The organism is Mycobacterium sp. NGS27 (assembly GCF_059813005.1).
This window is the reverse complement of sequence record NZ_JCALDT010000005.1, coordinates 240,950-267,643: the sequence shown is the minus strand read 5'-3', so window position 1 is coordinate 267,643 and position 26,694 is coordinate 240,950. Positions and strand designations below refer to the sequence as shown.

31 protein-coding genes and 4 tRNA genes are annotated in these 26,694 nt (G+C 65.7%); 20 read left to right on the top strand and 15 right to left on the bottom strand.

Going from position 1 to position 26,694, the window contains the following annotated elements:
• Nucleotides 1–39: 39 nt before the first annotated feature.
• The 5 genes from AC5Y30_RS15760 to phtC are packed head-to-tail and all read left to right on the top strand — an operon-like array spanning nucleotide 40 to nucleotide 3,686.
• Nucleotides 40–1,389, top strand: coding sequence for an aromatic ring-hydroxylating dioxygenase subunit alpha (locus AC5Y30_RS15760; RefSeq protein ID WP_499919545.1), 1,350 nt, complete (start codon nucleotides 40–42; stop codon nucleotides 1,387–1,389).
• Nucleotides 1,386–1,913 carry a 3-phenylpropionate/cinnamic acid dioxygenase subunit beta gene (locus AC5Y30_RS15755; RefSeq protein ID WP_499919544.1) on the top strand — a complete coding sequence of 176 codons (528 nt, stop codon included), beginning with the start codon at nucleotides 1,386–1,388 and terminating at the stop codon, nucleotides 1,911–1,913. Before AC5Y30_RS15760 ends, AC5Y30_RS15755 begins: the two co-directional genes overlap by 4 nt.
• A complete protein-coding gene (locus tag AC5Y30_RS15750) occupies nucleotides 1,910–2,176 on the top strand; it encodes a dihydrodiol dehydrogenase (protein ID WP_499919543.1) in 267 nt (88 codons plus the stop codon). The genes AC5Y30_RS15755 and AC5Y30_RS15750 overlap by 4 nt, the downstream gene beginning before the upstream one ends.
• Complete coding sequence (gene hcaB, locus AC5Y30_RS15745; RefSeq protein WP_499919542.1) at nucleotides 2,173–2,967, top strand: 3-(cis-5,6-dihydroxycyclohexa-1,3-dien-1-yl)propanoate dehydrogenase; 795 nt, start codon at nucleotides 2,173–2,175, stop codon at nucleotides 2,965–2,967. The genes AC5Y30_RS15750 and hcaB overlap by 4 nt, the downstream gene beginning before the upstream one ends.
• Nucleotides 2,964–3,686, top strand: a complete 723-nt coding sequence (gene phtC / locus AC5Y30_RS15740; protein ID WP_499919541.1) for a 3,4-dihydroxyphthalate decarboxylase — start codon at nucleotides 2,964–2,966, stop codon at nucleotides 3,684–3,686. Before hcaB ends, phtC begins: the two co-directional genes overlap by 4 nt.
• On the opposite strand, the gene AC5Y30_RS15735 is transcribed toward phtC, so the two are convergent.
• Complete coding sequence (locus AC5Y30_RS15735) at nucleotides 3,683–4,498, bottom strand: IclR family transcriptional regulator (protein ID WP_499919540.1); 816 nt, start codon at nucleotides 4,496–4,498, stop codon at nucleotides 3,683–3,685. The genes phtC and AC5Y30_RS15735 overlap by 4 nt on opposite strands.
• 49 nt (nucleotides 4,499–4,547) lie before the next feature.
• Between AC5Y30_RS15735 and AC5Y30_RS15730 the strand changes: the two genes are divergently transcribed.
• Nucleotides 4,548–5,357 (top strand): SGNH/GDSL hydrolase family protein, encoded by an 810-nt coding sequence (locus tag AC5Y30_RS15730; RefSeq protein WP_499919830.1) that lies wholly within the window; start codon nucleotides 4,548–4,550, stop codon nucleotides 5,355–5,357.
• Between the two features lie 36 nt (nucleotides 5,358–5,393).
• Nucleotides 5,394–6,059, top strand: coding sequence for a DedA family protein (locus tag AC5Y30_RS15725; protein WP_499919539.1), 666 nt, complete (start codon nucleotides 5,394–5,396; stop codon nucleotides 6,057–6,059).
• On the opposite strand, the gene AC5Y30_RS15720 is transcribed toward AC5Y30_RS15725, so the two are convergent.
• Nucleotides 6,060–6,665: a TetR/AcrR family transcriptional regulator gene (locus tag AC5Y30_RS15720; protein WP_499919538.1), complete on the bottom strand. Its 606-nt coding sequence runs from the start codon at nucleotides 6,663–6,665 to the stop codon at nucleotides 6,060–6,062. It lies immediately after the preceding gene.
• A gap of 155 nt (nucleotides 6,666–6,820) precedes the next feature.
• On the opposite strand from AC5Y30_RS15720, the gene AC5Y30_RS15715 reads away from it, so the two are divergent.
• Both AC5Y30_RS15715 and AC5Y30_RS15710 read left to right on the top strand, forming a co-directional pair.
• Nucleotides 6,821–7,255, top strand: coding sequence for an anti-sigma factor antagonist (locus tag AC5Y30_RS15715; protein ID WP_499919537.1), 435 nt, complete (start codon nucleotides 6,821–6,823; stop codon nucleotides 7,253–7,255).
• Nucleotides 7,256–7,277: 22 nt separating this feature from the next.
• Entirely contained in the window at nucleotides 7,278–8,363 is a 1,086-nt protein-coding gene (locus tag AC5Y30_RS15710; RefSeq protein ID WP_499919536.1) for a glutamate--cysteine ligase 2, read from the top strand.
• Between the two features lie 46 nt (nucleotides 8,364–8,409).
• Here the strand turns inward: AC5Y30_RS15710 and AC5Y30_RS15705 are convergent, their stop codons facing one another.
• The 3 genes from AC5Y30_RS15705 to AC5Y30_RS15695 all read right to left on the bottom strand — a co-directional run bounded on the left by AC5Y30_RS15705 (nucleotide 8,410) and on the right by AC5Y30_RS15695 (nucleotide 11,037).
• A complete protein-coding gene (locus tag AC5Y30_RS15705) occupies nucleotides 8,410–9,204 on the bottom strand; it encodes a sulfite exporter TauE/SafE family protein (RefSeq protein ID WP_499919829.1) in 795 nt (264 codons plus the stop codon).
• Nucleotides 9,205–9,285: 81 nt separating this feature from the next.
• Nucleotides 9,286–10,227: a catalase family peroxidase gene (locus tag AC5Y30_RS15700; RefSeq protein ID WP_499919535.1), complete on the bottom strand. Its 942-nt coding sequence runs from the start codon at nucleotides 10,225–10,227 to the stop codon at nucleotides 9,286–9,288.
• An 18-nt stretch (nucleotides 10,228–10,245) separates the two neighbouring features.
• Nucleotides 10,246–11,037: an SDR family NAD(P)-dependent oxidoreductase gene (locus tag AC5Y30_RS15695; protein WP_499919534.1), complete on the bottom strand. Its 792-nt coding sequence runs from the start codon at nucleotides 11,035–11,037 to the stop codon at nucleotides 10,246–10,248.
• Nucleotides 11,038–11,336: 299 nt separating this feature from the next.
• Between AC5Y30_RS15695 and AC5Y30_RS15690 the strand changes: the two genes are divergently transcribed.
• From AC5Y30_RS15690 to AC5Y30_RS15680, 3 genes are all read left to right on the top strand, one after another.
• Complete coding sequence (locus AC5Y30_RS15690) at nucleotides 11,337–11,810, top strand: hypothetical protein (RefSeq protein WP_499919828.1); 474 nt, start codon at nucleotides 11,337–11,339, stop codon at nucleotides 11,808–11,810.
• A 93-nt stretch (nucleotides 11,811–11,903) separates the two neighbouring features.
• Nucleotides 11,904–13,463 carry a long-chain-fatty-acid--CoA ligase gene (locus AC5Y30_RS15685; RefSeq protein WP_499919533.1) on the top strand — a complete coding sequence of 520 codons (1,560 nt, stop codon included), beginning with the start codon at nucleotides 11,904–11,906 and terminating at the stop codon, nucleotides 13,461–13,463.
• A complete protein-coding gene (locus AC5Y30_RS15680) occupies nucleotides 13,460–14,251 on the top strand; it encodes an MBL fold metallo-hydrolase (RefSeq protein WP_499919532.1) in 792 nt (263 codons plus the stop codon). Before AC5Y30_RS15685 ends, AC5Y30_RS15680 begins: the two co-directional genes overlap by 4 nt.
• On the opposite strand, the gene AC5Y30_RS15675 is transcribed toward AC5Y30_RS15680, so the two are convergent.
• The 3 genes from AC5Y30_RS15675 to AC5Y30_RS15665 all read right to left on the bottom strand — a co-directional run bounded on the left by AC5Y30_RS15675 (nucleotide 14,246) and on the right by AC5Y30_RS15665 (nucleotide 15,846).
• Nucleotides 14,246–15,076 (bottom strand): enoyl-CoA hydratase/isomerase family protein, encoded by an 831-nt coding sequence (locus AC5Y30_RS15675; RefSeq protein ID WP_499919531.1) that lies wholly within the window; start codon nucleotides 15,074–15,076, stop codon nucleotides 14,246–14,248. The two genes, AC5Y30_RS15680 and AC5Y30_RS15675, sit on opposite strands and share 6 nt — an antisense overlap.
• A 127-nt stretch (nucleotides 15,077–15,203) precedes the next feature.
• Nucleotides 15,204–15,641, bottom strand: coding sequence for an Rv1443c family protein (locus AC5Y30_RS15670; protein WP_499919529.1), 438 nt, complete (start codon nucleotides 15,639–15,641; stop codon nucleotides 15,204–15,206).
• 133 nt (nucleotides 15,642–15,774) lie between these two features.
• Nucleotides 15,775–15,846 (bottom strand) — tRNA-Val (locus AC5Y30_RS15665).
• 181 nt (nucleotides 15,847–16,027) lie between these two features.
• Between AC5Y30_RS15665 and AC5Y30_RS15660 the strand changes: the two genes are divergently transcribed.
• From AC5Y30_RS15660 to AC5Y30_RS15645, 4 genes are all read left to right on the top strand, one after another.
• A tRNA-Gly gene (locus AC5Y30_RS15660) sits at nucleotides 16,028–16,100 on the top strand.
• Nucleotides 16,101–16,128: 28 nt separating this feature from the next.
• A tRNA-Cys gene (locus AC5Y30_RS15655) sits at nucleotides 16,129–16,202 on the top strand.
• Nucleotides 16,203–16,214: 12 nt separating this feature from the next.
• A tRNA-Val gene (locus AC5Y30_RS15650) sits at nucleotides 16,215–16,286 on the top strand.
• A gap of 137 nt (nucleotides 16,287–16,423) precedes the next feature.
• Nucleotides 16,424–17,284 (top strand): hypothetical protein, encoded by an 861-nt coding sequence (locus tag AC5Y30_RS15645; RefSeq protein ID WP_499919527.1) that lies wholly within the window; start codon nucleotides 16,424–16,426, stop codon nucleotides 17,282–17,284.
• A gap of 36 nt (nucleotides 17,285–17,320) precedes the next feature.
• Here the strand turns inward: AC5Y30_RS15645 and AC5Y30_RS15640 are convergent, their stop codons facing one another.
• Entirely contained in the window at nucleotides 17,321–17,563 is a 243-nt protein-coding gene (locus AC5Y30_RS15640; RefSeq protein WP_499919526.1) for a hypothetical protein, read from the bottom strand.
• A 993-nt stretch (nucleotides 17,564–18,556) separates the two neighbouring features.
• On the bottom strand, nucleotides 18,557–19,090 hold the full coding sequence (locus AC5Y30_RS15635; protein ID WP_499919525.1) for a hypothetical protein: 534 nt from the start codon (nucleotides 19,088–19,090) through the stop codon (nucleotides 18,557–18,559).
• A gap of 175 nt (nucleotides 19,091–19,265) precedes the next feature.
• On the opposite strand from AC5Y30_RS15635, the gene AC5Y30_RS15630 reads away from it, so the two are divergent.
• Both AC5Y30_RS15630 and AC5Y30_RS15625 read left to right on the top strand, forming a co-directional pair.
• On the top strand, nucleotides 19,266–19,565 hold the full coding sequence (locus tag AC5Y30_RS15630; protein ID WP_499919827.1) for a DUF732 domain-containing protein: 300 nt from the start codon (nucleotides 19,266–19,268) through the stop codon (nucleotides 19,563–19,565).
• Nucleotides 19,490–19,897 (top strand): excalibur calcium-binding domain-containing protein, encoded by a 408-nt coding sequence (locus AC5Y30_RS15625; protein WP_499919524.1) that lies wholly within the window; start codon nucleotides 19,490–19,492, stop codon nucleotides 19,895–19,897. Before AC5Y30_RS15630 ends, AC5Y30_RS15625 begins: the two co-directional genes overlap by 76 nt.
• Nucleotides 19,898–21,976: 2,079 nt before the next feature.
• On the opposite strand, the gene AC5Y30_RS15620 is transcribed toward AC5Y30_RS15625, so the two are convergent.
• From AC5Y30_RS15620 to AC5Y30_RS15605, 4 genes are all read right to left on the bottom strand, one after another.
• A complete protein-coding gene (locus AC5Y30_RS15620) occupies nucleotides 21,977–22,435 on the bottom strand; it encodes a hypothetical protein (RefSeq protein WP_499919521.1) in 459 nt (152 codons plus the stop codon).
• A 683-nt stretch (nucleotides 22,436–23,118) separates the two neighbouring features.
• On the bottom strand, nucleotides 23,119–23,502 hold the full coding sequence (locus AC5Y30_RS15615) for a hypothetical protein (protein WP_499919520.1): 384 nt from the start codon (nucleotides 23,500–23,502) through the stop codon (nucleotides 23,119–23,121).
• Nucleotides 23,499–23,840, bottom strand: a complete 342-nt coding sequence (locus AC5Y30_RS15610; protein WP_499919519.1) for a DUF732 domain-containing protein — start codon at nucleotides 23,838–23,840, stop codon at nucleotides 23,499–23,501. Before AC5Y30_RS15610 ends, AC5Y30_RS15615 begins: the two co-directional genes overlap by 4 nt.
• Before the next feature lie 5 nt (nucleotides 23,841–23,845).
• Nucleotides 23,846–24,187 carry a hypothetical protein gene (locus AC5Y30_RS15605; RefSeq protein WP_499919517.1) on the bottom strand — a complete coding sequence of 114 codons (342 nt, stop codon included), beginning with the start codon at nucleotides 24,185–24,187 and terminating at the stop codon, nucleotides 23,846–23,848.
• Between the two features lie 637 nt (nucleotides 24,188–24,824).
• On the opposite strand from AC5Y30_RS15605, the gene AC5Y30_RS15600 reads away from it, so the two are divergent.
• Together AC5Y30_RS15600 and AC5Y30_RS15595 are read left to right on the top strand one after the other, a co-directional pair.
• Nucleotides 24,825–25,019 (top strand): hypothetical protein, encoded by a 195-nt coding sequence (locus AC5Y30_RS15600; protein ID WP_499919515.1) that lies wholly within the window; start codon nucleotides 24,825–24,827, stop codon nucleotides 25,017–25,019.
• A 245-nt stretch (nucleotides 25,020–25,264) separates the two neighbouring features.
• The gene (locus AC5Y30_RS15595) at nucleotides 25,265–25,558 is read left to right on the top strand and encodes a DUF732 domain-containing protein (protein ID WP_499919513.1); all 294 of its coding nucleotides are present in this window, start codon (nucleotides 25,265–25,267) and stop codon (nucleotides 25,556–25,558) included.
• A 258-nt stretch (nucleotides 25,559–25,816) separates the two neighbouring features.
• Here AC5Y30_RS15595 and AC5Y30_RS15590 read toward each other — a convergent pair whose 3' ends face one another.
• Nucleotides 25,817–26,488 carry a hypothetical protein gene (locus AC5Y30_RS15590; RefSeq protein WP_499919510.1) on the bottom strand — a complete coding sequence of 224 codons (672 nt, stop codon included), beginning with the start codon at nucleotides 26,486–26,488 and terminating at the stop codon, nucleotides 25,817–25,819.
• Nucleotides 26,489–26,694 lie beyond the last annotated feature (206 nt).

The window sequence follows — 26,694 nt, the reverse complement described above, 5'->3', positions numbered from 1 at the left end:
CGGAGAGTTTTTCTGTAGAACAGAGAGATCGCATAGGCCATGGCAGACCATCGCGGCGAATTGGTCGAGGTCTTCGAGAACGTGCGACGGGGGATGATCCCCGCGCACATCTACAACGACCGAGAGCTGTTCGCATTGGAGAAGCAGCGCCTGTTCAGCCGGGCCTGGACCTTCGTGGGGCACGAGTCCGAGATTCCGCAGGACGGCGACTATGTGGTGCGTCGCGTGCTCGACGACTCGTTCATCATCACCCGCGACTCGCAGGGCGCCGTGCGGGCCCTATTCAATATGTGCCTGCATCGCGGCATGCAGGTGTGTCGCGCGGAGATGGGAAACGCCTCGAATTTCCGCTGCCCCTACCACGGCTGGACCTACCGCAACGACGGCCGGCTCACCGGGTTGCCGTTTCACCGCGAGGCCTACGGCGGCGACGACGGGTTCGCCAAGGACCAAACCCTTTTGCCGGCGCCGAATTTCGCGAGCTACAACGGCATGCTGTTCATCAGTTTGGATCGAGATGCCGAACCGCTGGAAGACTTCCTCGGTGACTTCACGTTCTACCTGGACTACTACACCAAGCAGAGCGCCGGCGGTGTCGAGGTGCGGGGGCCGCAGCGCTGGCGGATCAAGGCGAACTGGAAGATCGGCGCGGAGAATTTCGCCGGGGACATGTATCACACGCCGCACACCCATGCGTCGATCGTCGACATCGGGCTGTTCCGCGAGCCGAAGGCCCAGAAGCGCAAGGACGGCGCCACCTATTGGGCGCACCGCGGCGGTGGAACGACCTACAAACTCCCGCCCGGCGACTTCGAGGAGCGGATGCGCTACGTCGGCTACCCCGACGAGATGATCGGCCGGATCAAAGACTCCTGGACGCCGCAACAGCAGCGGGTGGTCGGCGAGGACGGATTCATGATCTCGGCCGCGACGTGTTTTCCGAACCTGAGTTTCGTGCACAACTGGCCCAAGGTGCGCGACGGTCGCGACGACGAAGTGCTGCCGTTCATCTCCATTCGGCTGTGGCAGCCGATCAGCGAGAACGAAACCGAGGTGTGCTCGTGGTTCGCGGTGGACTCCGCCGCTCCCGCGCAGTACAAACAAGATTCGTACAAGGCGTATCTGATGTGCTTCGGTTCGACCGGCATGTTCGAACAAGACGACGTGGAGAATTGGGTGTCGCTGACCACCACCGCGGGCGGTTCGATGGCGCGACGGCTGCTGCTGAACAGCCGGATGGGCCTGCTTTCCGACGACCGCCCCGTCATCGATGCGTTGCCGCCCAGCGCTTTCCACGGGCCGGGGCGCGCCCAGGTCGGCTACAACGAGCACAACCAGCGAGCGCTGCTGACCATGTGGGCCGACTACCTGCAGCGGGTGCCCGCATGAGCAAGCCTTTGCCGTTCAGCGACACTCGACACCTCGAGGCACACCAGTTCCTGGTGGACGAGGCGTACCTGCTGGACGCCCAGCAGTACGAGGCGTGGCTGGACACGCTGACCGACGACGTCCGCTACGCCATGCCGGTGCGCGTCACGACCGCGCGTGGCGCCGGATTCGACACCTCGCCGGGCATGGACCATTTCGACGAAGACAAATACTCGCTGTCCCAGCGGGTCGCGCGAATGGGCACCGAGCACGCGTGGGCCGAAGACCCGCCGTCGCGGCTGCGCCATTTCATCACCAATGTGCGCACGTTTCCCGGCGACGACCCCGAGGACCCGGCCCACCTGCGGGTCGAATCGGCCGAACTGCTGTTCCGCAGCCGCGGCGACGTCAACGACAGCGCCCTGATGTCGTGCGGACGCGAAGACGTGTTGCGCTGGTGCGACGATCGGTGGAAGCTGGCCCGCCGCACCATCATTGCCGACGAATCGGTGCTACGGATGCAGAACCTGGCGGTGTTCCTGTGAACGACGAACTGCGGCTGCTGCTCGACGGCGCGGTCGGCGAACCGATCAGCGTCGCAAACGAATTCACCGAGGTCGTGGTGCGCCGGGTCGACACCCGCAACGGATCGCGCCTGCTGATCAGCGCGCCCAGATCCGGGCAGTGGATCACCCTGGACGCGCTCGAGGTCGAGGCGTTGACCTGGCAGAACCCCCGTACGCTGGCCGCCATGGTCGGCAACTCCCACGCGCCTCTGCTGCCCGACGAGAACGACCCTCCACCATGACCGGCTGGCTGGAGGGCAAGCGCGCGCTGGTGGTCGGCGCCGGTTCCGGGATCGGCCGGGCCGTGGTGGCGGCCTTCGGCGCAGAAGGTGCGAACGTTGCTGTGCTGGAACGTGATCCATCCAAATGCGATGCGCTGCGACAACAGCTTCCTGACGTGCCGGTGGTCGAGGGCGACGCCACCACCCGCGAGGCCAACGACCGCGCCGTCGCCGCGGCGGTGGATGCCTTCGGCGGATTGGACACCCTGGTCAACTGCGTCGGGGTCTTCGACTTCTACCGGGGTGTGGGCGACATCGACGCCGACGCCCTGCCGCGCGCGTTCGACGAGATGTTTCGCACCAACGTGCTCAGCCACCTGCAGTCGGTGAAGGCCGCGCTGCCGGCGTTGCGGAGCGCGAACGGTTCCTCGATCGTGCTGACCGGGTCCGCGTCGTCGTTCTATCCCGGACGCGGTGGCGTGCTCTACGTGTCGTCGAAATTCGCGGTGCGCGGGCTGGTGTCGGCGCTGGCGCACGAACTGGCGCCGGACATCCGGGTCAACGCCGTGGCGCCCGGCGGCACGCTCAACACCGACCTGCGCGGCTTGTCCAGCCTGGGGCTCGACGGGACCCGCCTGGACGACAGCCCCGACCGGGCGCGCGACGTTGCCGCGCGCACTCCCCTGCACGTCGCGCTCACCGGCGAGGACCACGCCTGGAGTTACGTGTTCCTGGCCTCCCAGCGGTCCCACGGGATCACCGGCGAAACCGTCCGGCCCGACGGCGGATTCGGGTTGGGCGCACCGCGATGACGGACCTGGATCAGCAGCGCGCTCTGGTGGCGCAGGGTTGCCGCGTCGCGGCGGCCCGCGGCCTGGTCGACGGCGTCCTCGGCCACCTGAGCCTGCGCGTCGACGACGAGCGCCTGCTGGTCCGCTGCCGAAGCGACGACGACACCGGGGTGGCGTTCACCCGGCCCAGCGACATCCGGCTGATCGCCTTCGACGGATCCGCCGGTGCCCCAGGGGAACTCGACGGGTATCGGGTGCCCAACGAGCTGCCGATCCATGTCGAGACGATGCGGGCCGATCCCGGCCATGTCGCCGTCGCGCACCTGCATCCCCCGGACGTGGTCGCCGCCGACCTGGCCGGCATCACGATCCGGCCGATCTACGGCGCCCACGACATTCCCGGCGCCTGGCTGGCGCGCGGCGGTGTGCCCGTCTACGAACGTGCTGTGCTGATCCGGAATTCGCGCCTGGGCAAGCAAATGGTGGCGGCGATGCGCGGGCGGCCGGTGGTGATCTGCCGCGGCCACGGCATCACCAGCGCCGCCACCACCGTGCCGCAGGCGGTGCTGCAGGCGATCAGCCTCGACGCGCTGGCGCGAATGTCGTTGCGGGTGGCCGCGGCCGGTGGCACGCTGCGTGACATCGACGACACCGACTGGGATGACCTGCCGGACTTGGGATCTGCGTTCACCGCCGAGGCGGCCTGGCGCCACGAGGTGGCACGGCTTGGTGGCGGCTAGCCGAGCTGATCGCCAATCTCCTTGGCGGCCGCGACAAGTGCGGCGGCCACCGCGGGATACCGGGATGGTTCCAGCCGGCTTTGCGGCGCGGCGGCGTTGAGCGCGAGCCGCAGCCCGGGCGCGCGCGTCGGGATCGGCACGGCGACCGAGGCGACGCCTTCCTCACTCTCTTCGGCGTTGGTGGCGTAGCCGCGCTCGCGGATGCCGGCGAGCTCGGCTTCCAACTCGGTGCGAGTGCCGATCGAATGCGAGGTGATGCGCTTGAGCTGCTCGCGCGGCAGCAGCGCACGCAGTTCCAATTGCGGCAACTGGGCCAGCATGACCTTGCCCGTCGAGGTGCAATGGGCAGGCATGGCGCGGCCCAGCCGCGACGCCACCCGCACGGCGGCCGGCCCCTCGACGGCGGCGACGAAGCGGACGCTGGCCCCGTCCAGCATGCCGACGTGCACCGTTTCGCGCAGTTGCTCGCTGAGGCCGCGCATGACGGGCGCGGCGGCCCGCGCGATGTCGATGCGGCCGAAGATCGCGAACGCCACCCCGGTCAGCGAGGGGCCGGGTAGGTACGCCTTGGACACCGGGTCCTGCCGGACGAACCCGCGATAGGCCAGCATCGCCAGCAGCCGATGCGCGGTCGACGACGCCACACCCAGAAAGCGGGTCGCCTCGCTCAACCGGATCTGTGGCCGCTCACCCAGCAGCAGCAACAGCTTGAGCGCGTTGTCGACCGACTCGATCGGATACTGCGGCGCAAGCGAATCGGCGCCGGGCGCCGCGGCGGCGCCCTCGTCGTCCGGCTCACGCTTGTGCGGCATGGGTCCACGGTAACCAGTAATGGGCGCGGCTTCGGTTATTCTCGGCATCGTGAGCGGGGCTACTCACGCTGGATACCACCGTTTCGTCGCCATCGGTGACAGCCAGACCGAAGGCCTGTGGGACGGCGACGACACCGTCGGCCTGCTGGGCTTCGCCGACCGGCTCGCGATGATGATCGATTCGCTCTATCCCGGCCTGCAATACGCCAACCTCGCGATCCGCGGAAAGCGGATCAGCCACGTGCTCACCGAGCAGGTTCCGCAGGCTCTGGCGATGCAGCCCGATCTGATCACCGTCTGCGCAGGGATGAACGACGTCATCCAGCCCGGACGCTCCTTCGCTCCCGCGCTGGCCGACCTGGAGCAAATCTACGCCGCACTGGCCGAATCGGGCGCGACGGTGGTGACGACGACCTTTCCGAACGTCGCCCAGTTCCTCCCGCTCGGACGGCTGGTGGCGGGGCGGCTGACCCGCATCAACGGGGCCATCACCGCCGCCGCCCAGCGCTACGGCTTCCGGCTCGTCGACCTGTACAACGCGCCCTCGATGCGCGAGCTGGACACCTGGGCCATCGACCGGGTGCACGCATCGACCAAGGGGCACATACTTTTTGCCGCCGCGGCCGCCGAGGCGCTGGATTTGCCTGACACCAACCATGATTGGGCACTCGGCGGCCTCAATCCCACTCAGCGTTCCTTCGCGGCCGGCACGTACGAGCAGTTGCGCTGGACGCGGGAAAGCTTCGTCCCGTGGATCTGGCGGCGCCTGCGCGGCATGTCGTCGTACGACGGGCTCGAACCCAAACGCCCGCGGCTGGAGGGGTTGCGCACCCCGAGCGAACTCAAGCGCACACCTTAAGCCACGGATCCGCGACCGGTCAGGCATCCTTGACGCATGAATCTGGAGCCCCTGCTGCACTCGATTCCGCCGATCACGGTCTACCTGGTGGTCGGCGGTGTGGTCGGGATCGAGAGCCTGGGCATCCCCCTGCCGGGCGAGATCGTGCTGGTCACCGCCGCGCTGATGTCGTCGCACCATGACCTGGCCGTCAACCCACTCGGGGTCGGCGTCGCCGCGGTGATCGGCGCGGTGATCGGCGATTCGATCGGCTACGCGATCGGACGCCGATTCGGCATGCCGCTTTTCGACCGGCTCGGCCGACGGTTTCCGAAACATTTCGGTCCCGGGCACGTCGCGCTTGCCGAAAAGCTGTTCAACCGCTGGGGTGTTCGCGCCGTCTTCCTCGGCCGGTTCATCGCGCTGCTACGGATTTTGGCCGGCCCGCTGGCGGGGGCGCTGAAGATGCACTATCCCCGGTTCCTGGCGGCCAACGTGTCGGGCGCGATCTGCTGGGCGGGCGGCACGACCGCGCTGGTGTACTACGCCGGAATCGCGGCCGAACGCTGGCTGGAACGATTCTCCTGGATCGGCCTGGTGATCGCCGTCGTGGCGGGGCTGACTGCCGCGATCCTGTTGCGGGAACGCACATCCCGGATGATCGCGGAATTGGAGGCCGAACATCACCGCAAGGCCGGCACAACCGCGTCCGACCCCGTCTGACTAGACGGCCGCCCCCGAGGGCGGCCGGTGTTCGTCGATCAAAGCGAGAGCCATCTTGCGGGCGCGCAGCGCGGCGTCCAAATCTCCGACGGCGGCCAGAATGATCGCGCCCTTCATCAGGATGTGCCAGGACGAGGCGAAGTCCTCGACGTGGGTCAAACCGGCCGCCACGGCGCGGCGCCGCACGATGTCGCGGACGTGGTCGATGTGGACGATGCAGGCCTGACCGGCCGGGTGATCGGGTCCGAGTTCGAGCAGCACGTTGATGAACGAGCAGCCCTCGTAGCCGTCGCGGAGCTGAAACCAGTCGTGCATGACGTCGAAGATCGCCAGCAACTGCTGCTCGGGGGTGTCGCCGCGCCGTCGCGACTGTTCCTCGATCAAACCGCGGGTCCAGACCTCCTCTCGGCGCTCCAGCACGGCCAGCACCAGGGCATTCTTGGTCGCGAAATGGCGATACAGCGTCGCCCTGGCGACACCGGCCCGTGCGATCACCTCATCGGTGCCCACCGCGCGGATGCCACGCCGGCTGAACAGCTCATATGCGGCAGTCAGAACGCGTTCGCGAGGCGACGCGGTGGGAGTTTCGACATCGGGTGTTGTCATACCGGACTTAACGTACTCTTAGGCCCCCGCCGGTAGACAGACCGTCCTGTCTCGTTATAGAAAAGAGATTCACGTAGGCAACAGTCTGTCTTCAGACATTAGGACGGGCATCCATCGAGGCGTCTCTGCGCCTGTCGATCAGGGGGTCCACCACCATGAATTCTGTCATTGAAGCGATGCCCACCAGTCATTTGACGCTGAGCACAAAACTCGTCTACGAGCTGGGCGACCCTAACTCCACGCTGCGGGCGACCGCGGATCGCAGGGGCCCGTCGGTCGTGATCTATGCCGGCGGCGAGATCGATGCCTGCAACGAGGACACCTGGCGCCACCTGGTGTCCGAGGCGGCCAGCGGCGTCACCGCGCCCGGTCCCTTCGTCGTCGACGTCACCGGACTCGACTTCATGGGCTGCTGCGCGTTCGAGGTGCTGGCCGAAGCGGCGAAGAGCTGCCAGAAACGCGGCATCGACCTGCGCGTGGTGAGCTGCGCGCCGACCGTCGCGCGCATCGTCGACGCCTGCGGTCTCAGCGGCGTGCTGCCGATCTACCCGACCGTCGACTCCGCCCTGTCGGCGGCCGCCCGCTGGTAGCGCCCCGAGCCGTAATCGGCTCATGGGCGAGCATCCCACTTTTGGTGCCGAGGAAGAATTCCTCCTCGTCGACCCACAAACCGGCGAGCCCGCCGCGCGCAACGCCGCGGTCGCCGCGGAAGCCGAGCGGCGGGGCATCAAGCTTCAGCTCGAACTGAGCGGTTGCCAGGTGGAGACCACCTCGCAGGTGGCGTCGACCAGCGCCGAACTCGGTGCGGAGCTGACCCGGCTGCGGCGCACCGCGGCGCAGGCCGCCGCAGACGCCGGCGTCCGACTGCTGGCGTGCGGGCTCCCGCCGACCACGCCGCACGAGTTCCCCGTCACCGACACCCCGCGCTACCGCAAGATGGGTGAAGAGTTCGGAATGGTCGCGCACGAGCAGGGCATCTGCGGATGCCACGTGCACGTGCAGGTGCCCGACCGTGCCGCAGCAATTCACGTCAGCAATTGGCTGCGGCCGTGGCTGCCGTCTTTGCTTGCGCTGTCGGCGAATTCGCGGGTGTACCGCAACGCGGACAGCGGCTACGCCAGCTGGCGCAGCGTGTTGTGGCGGCGCTGGCCCGCGGCTGGAGCGCCGCCGTTCTTCGCCTCGCCCGACGAGTACGACGAAGCGGTGCGCATGTTGGTCGACACCGGGGTGATCTTGGACAAGGACATGATCTATTGGGACGTACGCCCTTCGGCGGATTTCCCGACGGTGGAGGTCCGGGTGGCCGACGTGCCGGCCACCGCCGCCGAGACCGTGCTGCTTGCCACCCTGATCAGGGCGGCGGTGATGACCGCGCTCGACTCACCCGATGACGCCCGGCGACTCCCGCCCGGTGCGCTACGCGCGGCGTACTGGAAGGCAGCACACGACGGATTGTCCGGCCGCACCTTGGATTTGATTGACGGCCGCGGTGCGGTGCCGGCGAGTGAGCAATTGCGTGTGCTGGTGCGGCGAGTGCGGCCCGCGCTGGAGGCGCTGGGCGAATATGACCGCGTCATCAAGGAACTCGATCGCGTGATCTCCGGCGGTAACGGGGCGATGCGTCAGCTGCGGGCGTGGCGCAAACGCGGCGAGGTGCGCGACGTCGTCGCCGAGGCCGCCACGGCCACGCTCAGTTGAGGCGCACCTTCAGCGGGTCAATCCCGTTGCCGCACCGGGCCTCTCGTCAGGCCACGGCGAGCAGGCGATACAGGCCGATCAGGCCCACGACCACGATGACGGCACGCAGCGCGTTGCCCGACAGCCGGCGTCCATAACGCGCCCCGAGCAGGCCGCCGACCAGTGAGCCCGCCGCGATCAGGCCGGCGGCCGGCCAGCTGATCCGGTCGAATGCCGCCAACGTATACGCAACGGCGGCAACCACATTCACCACCAGGGCCAACAGGTTCTTGGCCGCGTTCAGGCGCTGCACCGACTCCGGCAGCAGGGCGCCCATCAGGCCGACCAGCAGGATCCCTTGCGCGGCGGTGAAGTAGCCGCCGTAAACGCCGACGGCGAAGGTGCCGAACACCAGTGTCGCCATCCGGCGGGCGCTGACGTGCTCGGGCGAGCGTTCCGACTCTCCCCCGCAAGCGGCGGGTGCCCCCACGGCGCGGCGGGCCGTCCACGCCTGGATCCGCGGCCCGATCACCACCAGCACCAGCGCCAGTACCAGCAACACCGGCACAATCTCGGCGAACACCTTCTCGGGCAGATGCAGCAACAGGTAGGCGCCCACTATCGCGCCCGCCAGCGACGCCGGAAGCTGCCATCGCAGCCGATCCCACTGGCCACGCAGCTCGGCGCGATATCCCCAGGTGCCCGACGCGCTGCCGGCGACTAGACCCGTCGCGTTCGACATCGTGGCCGTCACCGGCGGAAAGCCGAGCGCGACCAGAGTGGGGAAGGTGATCAGGGTGCCGGACCCGACCAGGGCGTTGATCGCGCCAGCACCCAGCCCGGCCAGGCATATGAGGAACATCTGAAATGGCGACACCGAAGAAAAACCTTAACGCGCCGCCGATTTCGGCGCGAGGCGACCATCGCCCCGAGCGCACTCCGGTCAGGCCGGCGGAGCTTCTGCACCGCGTTCGACACCGGTGCGCAGCTTGACCGAGGCCGAATACGCCAGAGTCCGAAAGTGCAGCACCGGATCGTCGGAGGGTTCGATGCCATCGGTCACGCGCATCGGGTCGAACACCACGATGTCGCCGCCGTGCTCACGCTCGGTGTCCAGCCCGGTGATCGTCAGCGTGCCGACGGTGACGATCTGCGTGCTCTGCCAGGCCGCCGACGGGTCCACCGTCGAGTCGGTGGGCCCGGCGATCTGCACCCGGAAGTCGAACCGCACGGGCCCGCCGTCCAGCCGCTCCTTCAGCTCGTCGGTCAGGAAGTCTCGATCCTTGTCATGGGCATCGGACCCGGACAGGTATTCCTCGGATGCACTCGGAACCAGGTGGTAGCGAACGAATCTGGCGCTTCCGTCGGCGGCGATCCAGCGGAAGGCGTGCAACCCGTGGTATTCGGTGGTGGCGTAGCTGGCCGGGACCCGGCTCGCCTCGCGCAGGATGGGCAGCGCGCCGAGCAGTTTCGGATGGTAAAGCAGGTGTTTGGCCATGCGCAGCGGCGTCGTGAGGCCGGGCCGCATCGCTTTGAGCAGATCGATGAAGCCGTCGGGAGTGCTGGAGACGAACAGCCGGGCGGTCTGGGTCGAGACATCGGTGGTGGAGCCGTCGGGCAGGGTGAACTTCACCGCCATCCCGCGCACGCCGGACGCGCCGTCGCGCTGCTCGGGATTGCCCGACCCATTGGAGAAGCGAATCAGCGCCGGGACGGTCGAACCATCGAGATGTTGTGCGCGCGAGAGCATCAGCGCGTCGGGGGTGGCGGTGAACGTGCCGCGATACAGGGTCCCTTTGGCGTGCAATGCGCGACAGCCGGGCTGGGCTCCCCCGGCGCCCCGGATCGCCTCGATCGCCTTGTCAGGAGTAAGTCCACCGCTCATGGACGAATCTTAGTTGGATCAGTCGGGAAAGCCGAAGAGTTCGACGACACCGTGATCGCGACCGGCGGTGTAGCCGCCGTCGACGGCAAGGGCCTGGCCGCTGACGAACGAGGCATCGGGAGAAAGCAGGAAGGCGGCCATGGCGGCGATCTCCTCCGGCCGCCCCAGCCGCTGCAGGGCGTGCTCCTTGGTGATGGAGGCCAGCGGGCCCTCCATCCCGGGGATGCTGAAAACGCTGTGCGCCATGGGCGTTTCGATGAAACCGGGACAGATGGTGTTGGCCCGGATGCCGCTGGGCCCGTAGTCGAGCGCGATGTTCTTGGTGAGCAGCACGACGCCGCCCTTGGCCGCGTTGTACGAACTGCCACCGGCGGTGCCCTCCAGACCTTCGACGCTGGCGACGGTCACGATCGAGCCGCGTTCGCCGTCGGCCCGGGGTTGGTCGATCATCCTGGCCAGGGCGGCCTTGGCCACCAGGAAGGTGCCGGTGAGGTTGATGCCGATCACGCGGTCCCATTCGGCGCGGTCCAGCAGGTGCACCGGACCTCCCCCGGCGACACCGGCGGCGTGGAAGAGGCCGTCGAGGCGGCCCGGCACCGCGGCCAGCACCGCGGCGATGGCGGCTTCGTCGGTCACGTCGGCGGACACGAAGGTGAACCGCGGGCCCAGGTCGTCGGGTGGGGCGGCCAGGTCGGCCCCGACCACGGTGCCGCCCTCGGCCAAGAGTCGCCGCGCGGTGGCCAGCCCGATTCCCGACGCGGCGCCGGTCACGACGAAGGTGCGGGAACGGGCGCGCTCGGGGTTCACCATGTCGAATCCTTGTCTGGGTCGTCGGGCCGGTCGGCCCCGTCATGGTGACACACGTTCGCGCCGTTGGCTTTACAAATTGGCTCGATCGGCATGCCCGCCTTGGACATTGCCGGGGCCGCTGGAGGACGATGTTTCCACCGGCGAATTTCGCAGCGACGACGGCGTTAGGAACAACGATGTCAATCACTCAGCCTCGGGCGCTCGCCCGTCGGTCCCGATGGCGACTGAGAACGGCGAGCGCGGTCGCGGTGATCGCGGCCCTTAACTTCACCCCCGACCGGGCCGAACGCACCGTCGCGATAACGCTGACGTCCGACGACGCGATCGCCATCGCCCAGGGCGTCTCCGTCACCCCCGCGCCCGGCTGGACGCTGGGGCATCGCGGCCCGAACTGGGTGGCGCTGAACAACGCCGACACCAGCGCGCAACTGCGGATCACCGTCAAGCCCGCCGGCGGAACCGATGCCGCAGGGCTCCTGCAGGCCGACATCGACCAATTCACCGGCAACGCCTCGGCCATCCTGACCGATGTGAACCGACTGGCGCCGCCCGACGTCAAGGCGCTGCCCGGCCCCAACTTTCAGCAGGAAGCCTCCGTCAACTACACCGCGACGGTGGTGAACCCGCAGGGCACGATTCCGGTGATCGGCACGTTCACCGAGCTGTTGAACACCTCGAACGGCCGATCGGCGTTCATCGACTTCCGGCAGGACAGCAGCGCCACCACCCAGGCCGCCGGCGACGGTGGAATGATGATCGGCTCCATGGATTGAGGCGCTGACCATCCGCGCGGGCGAGGGTCGGCGTCGCGGCCGCGGGACCGACCACGTATTACAGACGGAAACACATCGAACGCGGAGGGGTTCATGCCACCAGGCGACACGAGGACCGGCGCGGCGGAGACGCTCGCCGGCATCGTCGAAAGCCACGCACAGCACAGTCCCGACGCGATCGCCATTCGCTTCGGCGAACGCCAGTGGTCCTGGGCCGAGTGGAGTTCGCGGATTCGCCGCACGGCCGGGGCGCTGCGCGCCGCGGGTCTCGAGCGGGGCCACTGCGTGGCCTTCCTGGACAAGAACCACCCCGCCTGCCTCGAAGTGCTCATTGCCGACGCCTCCATCGGCGTCGTCACCACCGTCGTCAACTGGCGGGTGATCGGCGACGAACTCGTCCACGTGCTGGCCGACAGCGGCGCCCGCGTGCTGCTGGTCGGCGCCGAGTTGCGCGGCGCGGCCGAGGCGGCCGCCGGGCGGGTACCGGGCGTCAACCGCATCATCGAGATCGGCGACGAGTACGAATCGCTGCTCGCCGCGGCGGCACCGACGCGCCCCGACCCGACCGTCGACGAGAACGAGACGGCGTTGGTGATATACAGCTCCGGCACCACCGGCCGCCCCAAGGGCGTGCTGCTCAGTCAGCGTGCGCTGGTCAATCACGCGTCGAACCTGGCCCCGGCGTTTCCGTTCGCCGAGGGCGACGCGAACCTGGTGGCCATGCCGCTGTTCCACGTCGGCGGAATCGGCTATGCGCTGTTTGGAATCCGTTCCGGTGCACCGACATTCATGACTCGCGAACCCGATGCCGCCACGCTGATCGGCGCGGTGCGGGCCGGAGCAACCCACGCGTTCTTCGTCCCGCCGGTGATCGCCCGGTTCCTGGACGCCGGTGAGGCGGCAACCGCGGCCATCGCCGGCCTGCGTTACATCGTGTACGGCGCCGCGCCGATGCCGCTGCCGTTGCTGCATCGAGCGTTGTCCACCTGGCCCGAGACGAAGTTCGTGCAGGTGTACGGGCAGACGGAACTGTGCGGCGCGGTCACCGCGCTGTCCGACGACGATCACCGCGACGCCGCGAGACCGGAGCTGCAGCTGGCGGCCGGAAAGGCGGTGTTGGGCTGCGAGATTCGCGTCGTCGATCCCGAATCCGGAGAGCCGTTGCCGACCGGAGAATCCGGCGAGGTGTGGGTGCGCAGCAACCAGAACATGACCGGTTACCTCAACCGGCCGGAGGCGACGGCCGAAACCATCACCGCCGACCACTGGGTTCGCACGGGCGACATCGGGCGCCTGGACAGCGACGGCTACGTCTACATCGAAGACCGCATCAAGGACATGATCATCACCGGCGGCGAGAACGTGTACGGCCCCGAGGTGGAAAGCGTGCTCATCGAACATCCCGCCGTCTTGGACGCCGCGGTGATCGGGGTGCCCGACGACTTCTGGGGCGAATCCGTCAAAGCGATCGTGGTAAGCGACGGCGCAACGGACGCGAAGCACATCATCGAATTCTGCCGACAGCATCTGGCCGGCTTCAAATGTCCGCGCACCGTGGACTTCGTGCCGGAGCTGCCCCGCAACGCGAGCGGAAAGATCTTGAAAACTCAGCTGCGGGAGCCGTTCTGGCGCGACCGGGCACGCGGCATATGAGCACTCGCGTGGGTGCGGCACGCCGCGACTGTGCGATCAGCGTGCTGGGCGGACCGACCACGGTGATCGACATCGCGGGCCGCAGGATCGTCATGGACCCGACGTTCGATCCGCCTGGGGTGCACGACTACCTGACCAAGCTCACCGGTCCCGCGGTGAGCGCCGCGGCGCTGGGGCCGGTGGACGCGGTGCTGGTCAGCCACGACCAGCATCCCGACAATTTCGATGACGACGGCCGCCGGATGGCGCTGGCCGCGCCGCTGCTGCTCACCCATCCCGGTGCCGCGGGGCGTCTCGGAACGCCGGCAATCGGATTGGCGCCGTGGCAGTCCTACGAATTCGACGGCGGATCGCTTGCCGTGCAAGCGGTTCCGGCAGTGCACGGTCCGGCCGACGGGCAGCGCGACGCCGGCGGCCACGTCAACTGCGAGGTGACGGGTTTCGTGCTGTCCGGGCCCGGGCTGCCGACGGTGTACCTCAGTGGGGACAACGCCTCGATGGCCGCGGTCCAAGACGTCGCCGATCGCGTCGGCCGGGTCGACGTCGCCGTGCTGTTCGCCGGCGCCGCGAGCGTGCCCACCAAGGAACGCGGACGGCCGCTGACGCTGACCGCGGCGCGTGCGGCCGCCGCGGCCGAACTGCTGGACGCCGACACGGTGATTCCCGCCCACGTCGACGGCTGGGCCCATTTCACCGAGGGCGTCGACGAATTCGTCGCGGCGTTCGATCAGGCCGGCATCAGCAACGTGCTGAAGGTTGCGTCCCACGGCGAGTGGATCGACTTATAGGCGCCCCTCGACGCGCAATTCGGGGTGCACCCAGTCGGGTGAGCGACGTTCCTTGAACGAGCGGAACCCCTCGATGGCCTCGGCGTCGGACAGGCTGGCCGCCATGCCGATCCGGTCATAGAGGCCCAGATAGCTGTCGATGCTGGACTTGATGACGCCGCGGGCGCGGGGGGCGGTCCGACAGCATTGTGCGAGTAGGTCTTTCGCCGCATCCAGCAGACCCTCATGTGGAACCACCCGGGTGACCAGGCCCCAGTCGAGGGCTTCGACCGCGGTGAGCACCCGTCCGGTGAACATGAGGTCGCGGGTGCGCACCGGTCCGATCACCCGGGCGAGCATCTGGCTGTAGTAGGTGTCGGCGTAGCCGCGGAATAGCTCGGGCACCCGGAAGGTCGCCCGATCGCTCACCACCGACAGGTCGCTGCACAGCGCGATCTGGAATCCGCCGCCCTGGCATAGCCCGTTGACCGCCGAGACGATGGGCTTGCCCGAGGTGCGGACCGCGTCGAACGGGGTCACGTCCATGCCCAGCGCGGAACCGAAGGTGATCCAGTTGTCCTCGCCTCCCCCGCCGCCCATGTCACCGCCGGGCGCGAAGACGTCGCCGGTTCCGGTGAGCACCAGCCCGGCCAAGTCCGGGTCTTCGTTGAGACGTCCTACCGCATAACGGATTCCGAAATACATCGCCGGGCTCAACGCGTTGCGTGCGTCTGGTCGGTCGATGGTGCAGACCGCAATCGGGCCCTGGCGTTCGAAGCGCAAGTACGGCGTACCCAGCCAATCGCCTTCGGGTGGACGGGGGCTGCTCTGCGGTGTCTGCGCCACGGGGCTCCTTTCAGGTCGGCGTCGCCGCAAATGCGCCGCGCCGCGACGCGGCTACTGTAGCTCGTACGGTATCGGCGGGGCTGAGCGACTCGAACCGCACCGTCTGATGCGGGGCGTCCGTGCGCCGTCAGTGCAGGATCTGCGCGAGCTTGCGCCATCGTCGGTGCCGGTGGCGAAACATGACCCGGACGAAGGCGCGGGTCAGGAGCCCGTGCACGCCGTCGTCCGTCTCAATCTCGTCGGTGTAGCGGCAGCTGCGGTCGTCAATGGGTTCGAACGTCAACCGGTGGTTCCAGGTGCGGACCGGGCCACCGTGCTCGTTGGTGTAGATCTCGGTCGGCTCGAGCCGCTTGATGGTGAGGTGGTGGGTCCAGCCCGGGATCACGCCGAACCACCAGAGCCGCGCCGATCCCTGGGTGCCGACCTCGATGCGCTCGGGGACGTCGAGGCGGTAAGCCCGCAACACCGGGCTGAGGACATGCCGCATCAGCTCGGGCTTGCGCGCCAAAGCGGAGGCGGTCTCGACCGGGATCGGCAGCTCCGTAGTTAGGGTTACCTTACTCACGCAGCTCATGGTCGCTGAAGGGACGCGATTAGGCAAGGGCAGCGTGGTCAGTGGGGCGGTTCTCGGCCGTTGGCGCGGGCGGCCTGGGCCGGCCAGGACGGTGAAGTGGCCTATGTGGGCTGGCCAACCTTTGTGGTCCCGGCTGGGATCGAACCAGCGACCTTCCGCGTGTGAAGCGGACGCTCTCCCACTGAGCCACGGGACCGGCGCCGAGACGGCGAACGACGTCGAAGACTAGCACGCGCCAGCCCCCGACAATACCGGCCGCATCGTGTGGCAGGTCGGCGCGATAGCCTGGACACGGCTTGTACCAAGAAATTTGTATGTGCCCGCTCACGTGGACTATCGTCGTGCTTCGCACCGGGCGACGATCTCGTCCGAGGCGCGCGGATGTAGCGCAGTTGGTAGCGCATCACCTTGCCAAGGTGAGGGTCGCGGGTTCGAATCCCGTCATCCGCTCGAAGGTGCAAGTGGCGTGGACCCCAACGGTGGAGTGGCCGAGTGGTGAGGCAACGGCCTGCAAAGCCGTGCACACGGGTTCGATTCCCGTCTCCACCTCCAGTTGATTTCCCGGCGCGATTAGCTCAGCGGGAGAGCGCTTCCCTGACACGGAAGAGGTCACTGGTTCAATCCCAGTATCGCGCACCGGCATTATTGCAGTTCAGGCCGCATTGTTAGCTGCCCTTACTGCGGGTCATGCAATAGCCATGCAATAGTAATTCGGCCAGCGCGCGCGGCGCGGCGCCACACAACTGCCCGCTATGGCTTTTAGTGTGCGTCGTGTGAGCGAAGCGCCCGAGAACGCATCGGCCACGCAGCCCAAGCCATCGCTCAACCGGTATCAGACGGCAGTGTCGTGGTGCGCGACGAACGCGACTTGGTTAGTCCCCACATGCGCGGTCCTGGCCCTGATCTTGGTCCTCATCGTGGTGAAGCAGACCGTCGAACTCCACGGGCATTACACAGAAACCAACTGGGGCAACGTAGCCGAAGCGTTTGGCGCAGCGGGCACGCTGCTCGCGGTCGTCGTTGCCTTATGGCAGTCGCTGGTCATCCGCCGCCAAGCCGAGCAGGCAAGGATCGATGCGGCCGAGCAATTCGAGGGAGAGCTGAAGTCGGCACGCGATTTGCACGCCGCAGAGATGAAAGCCGCCGACGATCGACACAAGGCCGAGCTAGACGCCCAGCGCGAAATCGCCCGAGTCCAGCGCCTCAGTCTGCGTGAGCAGGAGTTCAAGCTTGCCCTGATCAGGGTCTCGCGAGCCGCCAACGCCTACGCGCACGAACTTGCAACCCTGGTCGCGGAGACGCCGCGCATCCTAAGTGGAACCAGTCGACAGGACCGCGACGATGCGCTCAAACCGATCAGCAAGCAGCTCGCCGTGCTCGCAAGTGATCTCACCGCGGAGATCTCAGGTGCACACTTGCTGACCAATAACAACCAGCTACACAACGCCCTGGACCGAGTTACCGCGGCCGCGCTGAACGGCCCAAAAGCTGAGAGCGACTTCCGGAACACCACGGTCATGGCGGGCCAACAGCCTAACGAAACTCCCATTTTCATGGTGATGGCAGAGTTGCAACGAGTTATCGGAGACACACGCCGTCTCGCCGGGGCACTGCTTGTCACTGGAATGGACTGACATTCGCGCCATTTGAAGCCCGCTGCGCTTGGTTCCTTATGACGTGTCGCAGCCGTACCGTCCTTCGTCGTCTGGTTGCCGCAAGATGGTGACTTGGCCTGTCTCGTTGATATGGACTTGGGTGATGTTCTTGTCGTCCATCCAATTCCATTCGGTGAAGCCGATCTTGCCGTTGACCTCCTGGTTGCACCACCGCACACCCTGGTAGTCGTGGAAGATCGGCAGCTGCTGACGAAGGCTTTGGACTGTGTACTGGTAGGGCGTCGTAACAAGCCACATTTCTTGGCCCGCATACTTCCCGCAGCACGCCGGCACTGTTCCGGGCGGCAGTGTGACATTGATCAGCTCGGAGTGAACGCCGTCCGTTGGGGCTGCTGCTGTAGTTAAGGCCGGGGCTGGCGTAACAGGCGGCTGTGCCGCCGTCGTGATGGCGGCGACACGGTGATCGTCTCCGTAGATGTCGCCGCAGGCGTGGAGCTACCACAGGCGGCGATGAAAGTGGCCGCAATCAACAACACTACGATCGTCGGCAGCTCACCCATACAACAGCAGTTTGCCCGAAAACCGTACGGCTGTCTCGGCTTTGACGCTGTTTAGGCCAGAAGGAGTCGAGGCTGCGCTAGTTGTGCCGCCGGCCCGGGTCCGGCTCTGGTGGCGCGTCGGAACAGTCGCGAAGCCGCCGCTCCCATCGCTGCAATCGAATCCGCCAAAGGCGGCATTCGCCGCAATCGCAATCGTCGGGCGGCTGGCGTCGCCGCCTCACGGGTATCTCCTCAATTCGGCGTCGGTGTCACCGCTTGGCACCGCCAGCGTGCGAGCCAGGCGGTCCGCCAGCTCGCGGTGTCGGCGAAGTTCGCCATACAGCGATTGGGCCGCGGCTGTCCTGTCGAGCCGGTGACGACAGGCTCAGATCGCGCTAAAACGGCCCTTAAAACGTCGATTTCGTCATAATTCGTGGAAAATCGCCAACTCGGCTGGATTCGGTTCGCATATTTCGATTATACTGCGCCACAGTGCTTTTGAGCGTTTTCGGAGTCCTCTCGGCGGCGCTGGCCGCAATAGCGTTGTATCCATGAAATCCTATCTGACCTGTGCGTTTGCGCGTTGGCGCAGTACGTCCAAAAAAAGTCGCAGCCCGCACGGAGGGGGAAATCCGCGACCAAGGTCACCAAGCGAGCCGCCACGCAGACTTTCGAGCGGGCCTAGGGGCGGGGTGATCACCCTTGAATCTATCGCAATTATGTTGCTGTGCAACGGAATTCAGTAAAATATTTAGGAGTTAGGACAGAAGTTCACAAGCACCGCGTTACTCATATCCTCGACTACCTCGGCACGGCTGATCATGTCGCTCCGTTGGGGCTGAAAAAACGCAGCAGCGACCAACTTATCCTTTATCCGGTCGGCCACTTTGTTGCGAAAGTCCAGCTCCACATCGCGCGGAATGTTGCTCAGTCCGTGGTCGCTTGTTAGGTAGGTGCATACATTCTGGTTCTGCTGGGCAAGTTGTTGACCGATCGCCACCAGCGCGTCGTCAGTCATGTCATTGCAGAAAACCGGAGTGCGAACACCGATAGAGTGAAGATACGTTTGCGGGACGTACGCGCCGGTGTACTTAACCGAATCGACCGTTCGGGTTCCCGATGGGCAACTCGGCGGCGAGTTGGGCAGACCGTAAAGTGATACTTGGCCCGGCGCTTGCGGGGCCGCATGATTGTCATTGTCGCCCTTGCTAGCCTGCCGGTGGCCGCTGTCGCAACCGACCAGCAGGGCAAGGCAGGCTGCCGCCAGTAGAGCGGTCTTCATCATGTCCATAATCTGCCCCCACACCCCGTAGCGATTCGGAGGCACACTATCCCGACCTGCATCTCGCCGCGGGGGTTTTCCACAATTTGGGGTGTGAATACGCGGCCAAGCGCATAGGCTCACATCGACGAATCGGGCACGTCGCGAAACACGAACGTCCAATGGGGATTTGGAGCGCATGTTGACTCGTCCATCTTTTATCGCCACAACTACGTTGGCGGTTGCGGCGACAATCACTATCGGGCTCGCGGCGCCTGCCCGCGCAGATGACCAAGCGTTCCTAAACGATCTCAACACGAACCACATCGGGACTGGGCCGGTTACAGACCCACTCGGCATGGGTCACTTCGTGTGCACGCAAATCCGGGGCGGGATGTCACCGGAAGAAGCTGGACGCATGTCATGGGGACCGGGACTGGACCTGCCGGGCATCGTCGCCACAGCTCAGCGGGACCTCTGTCCGGACACTTTGCACTGATGCCCAGCCTGTGTCAGCTAAAGCGGCGGCTGGCCCTGAGTGAGAAGGCGCGTGATCGGCTGGCGCGTGTGATCGCCTGGATACTGATCGCCATCATCTTGGCGTGTGTGGTAATCGTCATCGTGGCCCTGGCTAGGCGAGGCGTGTCCCTTCCCCGATCCCGATCCACCCACCCGACCACCATTCCGAGCCGGCCAGCGGTCTACTACAAAAACTGCGCCGAAGCCCATAAGGATGGCCGCTGGAACATACCAGCGGATGACCCAGCCTACCGGCCTGCACTCGATAAGGACCACGACGGCATCGCGTGCGCGTCCCGCGCCCGGCGATGAGTACACCCCGCAGGCACAGCCCGGTTGCGGCGGGGTCTCATGGCGCTACGGGCATGAGGCGTGCAGGATGCCGTCGGCGCTGGAAGTCGCAGGCGGGCAGGCAATCTAGGGTTGCCATACTGCCATTGCGGCGCCGTGACAAAGGGCTGCAGAGCTTTGGACCGCCCGCGCTTCGTCCGACCACCCACAGTCGCAAACCGAGCTTCAATTGGGTTTTCCTGTCGATGTTGGAGGCCGCCGCGGCCCCGCCGACAACGGGAGCACTTCCCACAGGGAAGCTGCTCAACCGCTGGCACTCTCGGCGAGGCGCGCCCGGGTCAATGGCCCCGGCACTCCGCGGCGGCTGTGGCCCGAGGCTCGGCTAGAGGATCCGGTTCGGTCATCGCGCGCCACCTTCCAGGCTGTCGGCCAGCTCTCGCGCGCGATTGATTGCCTCTACCAGGCTGTCGCGCATCCACTGGCCAACCTCTGGCGGCGTCCATGCGTCACCGGAGCGGACCTGCTCTCGGGCCAGCGTCCAGGAGACGGCCGGTGGATTTCGTAGCTCACCGTCATCTACGCGGACCTCGGCACCGCCACCGTCGAGTAGGTAGACAGCGCAAGTGCGGTGCCCGTCAGTGAAGCCGTCGACAAGGATGGGGTTACGTGGTGCTGGCGGGGGTCGCCGAAACAGTCGGTCAAAGAACTTCACCGCGCCATCGCCCACAGCTCGTCGCGTCGGCGGCACTGGTCGCAGCGAATCACGTTGGCGCTCATCGGTCCTGGGTCCGCGCGGCATCCCAGTCAACAACGACTGCCGTCGGTGACCTCTCGCATTGCGTCGAGGTTGTTGAGCAGGGCTTCGACGTAGCGCCGGTTGGCCACATAGTTTGTCTGACGCGTCAGGCCGTAATCGTTGCCGTACGGCGTGATCGCCGCACTGATCCATAGCTTGCGGTCTGGCCGGCGGGGGCTGCCGCTTCGATGATGTCTTCAACGGTGTGCATCGGGTCCTCCGTGAGGGTCGTTGACGGGGCGGTCGCCCCGCGCTGCCTGGTGACACTACCCGGCGACCGAGCTCACAGCAACAACCATTTCTCCCACTCCGGCATCGCCTCTATCGGCTTATGTGTTGACACATACAGGTTTTGCGTATGTGTCAACACATACGCCTACGATTCCAGCAAACACATCGGCATGTGTTGACACTTGCGCGCTCAACGCGCGCTACCAACCGGGCGACCCATGCTGAGCACCGAGTCCCGATCGAGGCGGATCAGTCGCGGCCCGAGGCGGTAACCTTCGATGAGTCCGTCTCGAAGCCAACGCCTAACGGTTCTGGGATCGACCCCGTGCCACAGGGCTACCTCGTTGATGGATGGATGTAGTGACAGTTCCGGCATCGCCGGACTTTGCGGTGTTTGCATGGTCAAGATTGTCTAGGTGGGGCGGGGACATTCCGCAGGGTGGAACCCGGCTCAGATGAGTCTCGGCTAATGCGTGAAACGCCACACTACGGCCATGACGTGCGGTTATCGTGTGCCAGCGCGAATTTTGCAGGGGTTGGCAGGTCAACGCCCGTTTATGGGCTAGAAACCCCGCCTGACCTGCCATTCAATCTAGAGGCGCCAATTCGGCCCCTGACTTTATGGCGAGCGTCGCGCGGCACCGTCCACTAGAAGCGCCCATCAGTTCCACTGAACGCCAATCGATTCGGCGGATTAAATGAATGGGAGTCGCGACGGGTCGACTTGAAGCTTGCGCTGGCGCCGGTAGCGTTCACGCTGATAGTCGCGCTCGGCAGCCTTGCAATCCGCACAGCGGCACCGCAGGTGTACCTAGTTCGGCCATGCTCCACCGTCAAGTGTGCTCTCTATTTTGTTGGGGGTGGTTACATCTCGGGAGGGAGGGTGCTACGGAGAGTCGAGGACTCCCGGCCATTTTCGCCGAGCGATTTTTGGTTCAAATGTGTGCGCGGATTTCGTGGGCGAAAACGCGCCGCAGCCTCTGGCTCGTCCGGATGGTCGTTGCTGAGATTTTGCGTCCCCCGGCCCCCAGCTATGAAGTGAACGACGCCAGAAATTACAGCGCAAGAGGGTCCTAGTCGTAGTCGTTAGGTGGTTCCATGGCTGGCGGGTGTCCGAGCAGCACTTGGGTTAGATCTGCCCACGGCACGCGATGAAAGTAGGCCTGTTCGACGGGATGGGGCTTCTTCGAATGACCCCAACCCGACTTCTCCGCTGGGCGCCCTTCGTACAGAACGCCGTCGACGCCGATAGCGTATTTTGCTTTGCCGCTACGTGTTACGTAGACAACCCATCCGAGTTGTGATGATTTCTTCTCGTGAAATCTGAAGCCCGGAGTGGCGTAGTAGAGCGGAATCCGAGTTGGCCGTATGCCGCGCGCCTGCGCTTCTCTCACGAAGTCACTCAAAAACCGTTTCTTCTCGGACGCCTCATCTTGCAGTTGACGACTTCGCGCCTGCTCAGCAGCAACACGTTGCTTAGCCTTCGCATTTAGTGCTGCTTGCTGACGTTGCATGTCCTCGTATAACCCCATACCCGCATTCCTAGCAGACCAAGTCGGGCTAGGGAGCCGTGATTGCCGCGACACGCGTCCTCACTGCCGACACCCAGACTGCGTCAGGTCTTGCCGGTGACTCGCTCGACCCAGCTAGACCGTTCCCATTCGGCCGCAACTTTAATGGAAGCTTGAAAGCATGGCGTCTCGTAAAAGTAGCTTCGGCACAGCCACTTTGGCTCTTCTGTCTATGGTCGCAGGGATTGGGGTCGCGACGCCCGCCCGCGCAGGCGACCAATCGCTCCTAAACGACCACAATTAAAATCACATCGGGACTGGACCGGTACCGACCCAGCCGGGATGGGTCACTTCATATGCACACAGATCTGCGGCGGCATGACACGTGCGCAGGCGGCGCGGATAACGTGGGGGCCGGGCTTGGACATGCCGGGCATCGTCGACACGGTCTAACATGATCTCTCCCGTTACACGGAACCCGGCCGCGAATTCGCGTCTAACTAGTTGTTCGGGCCGCCCCTACTGTCCAAGGGCGGTCCGAACCTTTCGCTAACTTCCCAGTTGTCGCGGGGGCGCAGCCAGTTGCCTGGCTATCAGTAGTGGGAACTACTCGGGGTGGCGACCGATGAGAACCGTGACGCCGGGCCGGAACGGGGCGAGATGGCAATTTCGCCGAGTGAGTCGCTGATTATCTCGGACAACCCTCAGCAGATGTCGAAGGTTGTCCCTGAACTACTGCCGGGGGCGCGTTCCTCGATCTGCCGGTACACCAGTTGCCCGACGCACGTGCCGAGATCCTTGGCCACCAGATCGATCCGTTCGGGTGCCGGCATCGCCGCGGCTTGACGACTGCCGTGGCCGGTGGCCTGCGGTCCGCCCCACGAGTCCCACGTGATGTGCTGGATGGTGCTCATGGCGGTGCCTCCCAGGTCGAACCCTGCTGGCCGTGGGCTGCCGAGCCCCTCCGCGTACGGCAAGCCCGCTGGCTTGGCGATGCCCAGCGTGGGGGTTTGGTCGGCGTGAGCCAGTGGTGCCAGACCCAGTCCGGCGGTAGCGACGGCGACCGCCGCTATTGGGTGTCGCATCATGCTTTGACTCCTGGGCAGTAGTACTTGATCGCGGCGTTGATCACGATGTCGGTCTGCCGGTCGGACCCGTCACCGGCGGTGGACCGGACCTGGTCGCGGGTGGCTCCCGCGTTCAGTCGGGAGCAGATGGCCTTAGCTCTGGTCACCGCGTATTGGACATTGCCGGGATCGACACCGCCGGCCCGTAGGTCGTTCATCATGTACTGCGCTTGGCCTTCTCCGCAGTCTTCAGTGCACGGCGAGGCATGGGCCGGGGCGATGGCGATTGCGGCGGCGACGGCGAGGCCGGTCACTGCGTTGGCGGCGAGGATCGCGAAAAGGCTGCTGCGGCTGGTCATGTCGGTCACCACATACCGTGGTGTGACTGACCGTTGGTGTACCAGTCGGCCCAGTACCCGCTTGCGTTCGGGTGGGCGTGGTATTCCGCCTGTACGCCACCGACCAGGTTGTCGCACGCGATGAACTGGTTCTCGCCGGCGCCGGCGTTGGCTCCGACTGCCGACAAGCATTGCCGCTGTGGGTAGCCCGCGGCCTGCTTCATCTCGGCGTTGCCGATCTTGATCCATGCGTGCGCTGGGTGGCTGTTGTGGTCCCAGCCGCCTTGGGCGGCGTTGGCGGGGGCTGCGATACCGATTGCGAAGGCGATAAGTGCGCCGGCGGCGAGGGCGGTGAGGGTGGTTTTCAATGCGGTTTCTCTTTCCTCAATGGGTTGGGGCTAGCACCAGTTGCCTCGGCGGTAGCTGCCGTTCCAGTGGCAGCCGTTGTGCCAACCCGGCGGGTATCCGTTGCCGTAGACCCAGCCGCCACCGTGGGGGCTTGGGGTTGATGTAGCCGCAGGTGCCGTCGTTGGGCATCCAGGCGTGGGCTGTCGCTGCGGAAGCACCGACAGTTACCCCCTGAGCTACGGTCCCGACCCGTAGTTCACGTGGACGCTAACAGATGGTCAGGTATGCAACCGGAGATTCAGCAAACCCCGTTGTAGCTGCGATGCGGCGCCTGCGCGGGATTTGGCGTTGTTCCGGGAATTCGCCACGGGCAGGCAGGTATACCGGCTATATCACCGGCCCAAAACGACGCAAGCTTATCGGCATGAACCATTTCATCGACCTGTACGACAGGTCGGCCTAGGGCCGGACAGAGTCAGCATTGGCCGAGAGAATGCCGACTGGTTCCAGCCTGAGCGTGGCGACCAAGTCTCAGTTGGACGTGCGGTCATGTGGCGGCGGCGCGGATAGACCATGGTCCGGTCCTTGAAACATCCCGACTTAAAGAACTGCCGAGAACGCTCCGGCGCGGGCGCTCAGGTGCGTACTGTGCGGCTTATGACCGGCCCGCTGATCTACTACAAGCCCTGTTCCATCGGGGGCATGTACTTCCGTGAATGCCTGACATGCGGCGCCATCGTCAAGAACGAAGGCCTCCACACCCTCTATCACGAGCAACAGACCAGCCCCCAACGATGCCCTAAATGCGGGCTACTCGACATCGGTCGCCATATCTGTCCCGAACAGGGCTGACCGTCATGTCGCCGGAACACAACTGCCCGTGGCCACCGGTGTCAGCGGCCGAATCACATTGCTCCGGCACGATTTACCTGGTGCGCAATTGCGAGGCACTGCAACCGCGGAAACATCGAGGCTACGCTTCAGCGCATCTCCCTCGGGCGCGTGCGGGGCGTAGACACGCACGCGGGAAAGCAGATTCGGTTGCGCGGAAAGACCACCGCTGGTGACCATTGGTGCAGAGACGAAGGGAACCGCCCATGAGGAAGTACGTAACCGCCCCCATCGCCTGCTGTGTGGTCGCCGTCGGCATACCTGGCCACGCAAGCGCGTCACCGAACGATGACAGCTTCCTCGTCGCCCTGCGTGACAACAACGTCGTGGTGCCGCTGTCCGTAGACCCGATTCAGACTGCCCAGACCGTCTGCACGGACCGGAAGAATGGGCAGCCAACCGACGCGATTGCCCGGACAGACCGCGTCGCGCTCTTTACCAATGCCGCCGCGTTCGTGGACCTGGCAATCGAGTACTACTGCCCGCAGTACCCGTCGTGACCGTGGCGCGATGATCATTCACGCTCAAATCCGCTGAGGGTGAATCAATCTCGCGGCGCGAGCGTCCGGAGACGAGAAATCTCTGCGGGGATGTTTCCGCAAAGCTGCGCGATGGGTAGGCAGTGTTCAAGCAACGCGGCGGGGCTAGCACTGTGGCGATGCTAGCTCTCGGTGGTCAATAAAGCGGCCGCCGAGGGCGCTCCACCTTCAGCGCCGGTCAGGCGGCAGTCCTGCGGGCAACGAGATGCTTTCCGTGCATCAGTACTCGAGGCCGAAGCCGCCGCGCAAGTCCTTATGCGCGGCCTCTAGGGTGCGGTCGCATAGGCCCACGAGTGCGTCGAGGTCCAGATCCGATTCCCTGCCCAACCGGTCCAGCCACACCGTCTCCACTTTTCTCAGCTCGGACCACTTCAGTTCGCCCTCGTAGTACACGGTGACGTCTTCCTGTGGGGCGGGGCACGCGGTGGTCTGCGCCAATTGTCGCTTGCACGAATCCAATTGGGTCAGCGAATAGCCGTGTTCGCGGAACTGACGGTCCCACTCGTCGAGCAGGAGACTCACCATGTCGCGCACCGGCGGAGCGGCATAGACCATCAGCTCGGCTACGCCGTCGTCGAGGCCCAGCCGCATGCGGAAGTCATAGAGCTCCCGGATGGCCTCGGCGCGCCGCTGGCTGGCGATCTCCTCGGCGGTGCCGGCACCCTCGTACTGGGCTGCTCGCTTGACGTAAATGGTCGCCGAGATCAGCGACTTCAACACGGCCTTCTTGTCATCGGCCGCCCGCTTCTCGAAGTCGAGGACACGTTCGTGGCGGCGGTCCTCCGCCTTGTTCCTGGCGTCGATGCGCTTGGTCCAGATCGCGACGGCGGCGCTCGAAATCACCGAGGCGAGAGGTACGAGCGCATTGGCCACTAACGTCGTCCAGTTCATTTGTCGACCCTTACCCGCAGTACCCAGGGGGCGGCGCCGGGGCGCCACGCGGTGCGCTGTCCTGATTACACAGCCCTGACTCCGAGTGTGGATGTTGGGCCGCGGTGGGGTTTGGTCCCGTGGGATTTGGCGGGGCGGGGTCTGCGTTGGCGGTGACCGCGGCCAGCACCATGACAGCCATTCCCAACCCAGATGCGAGAACGGTT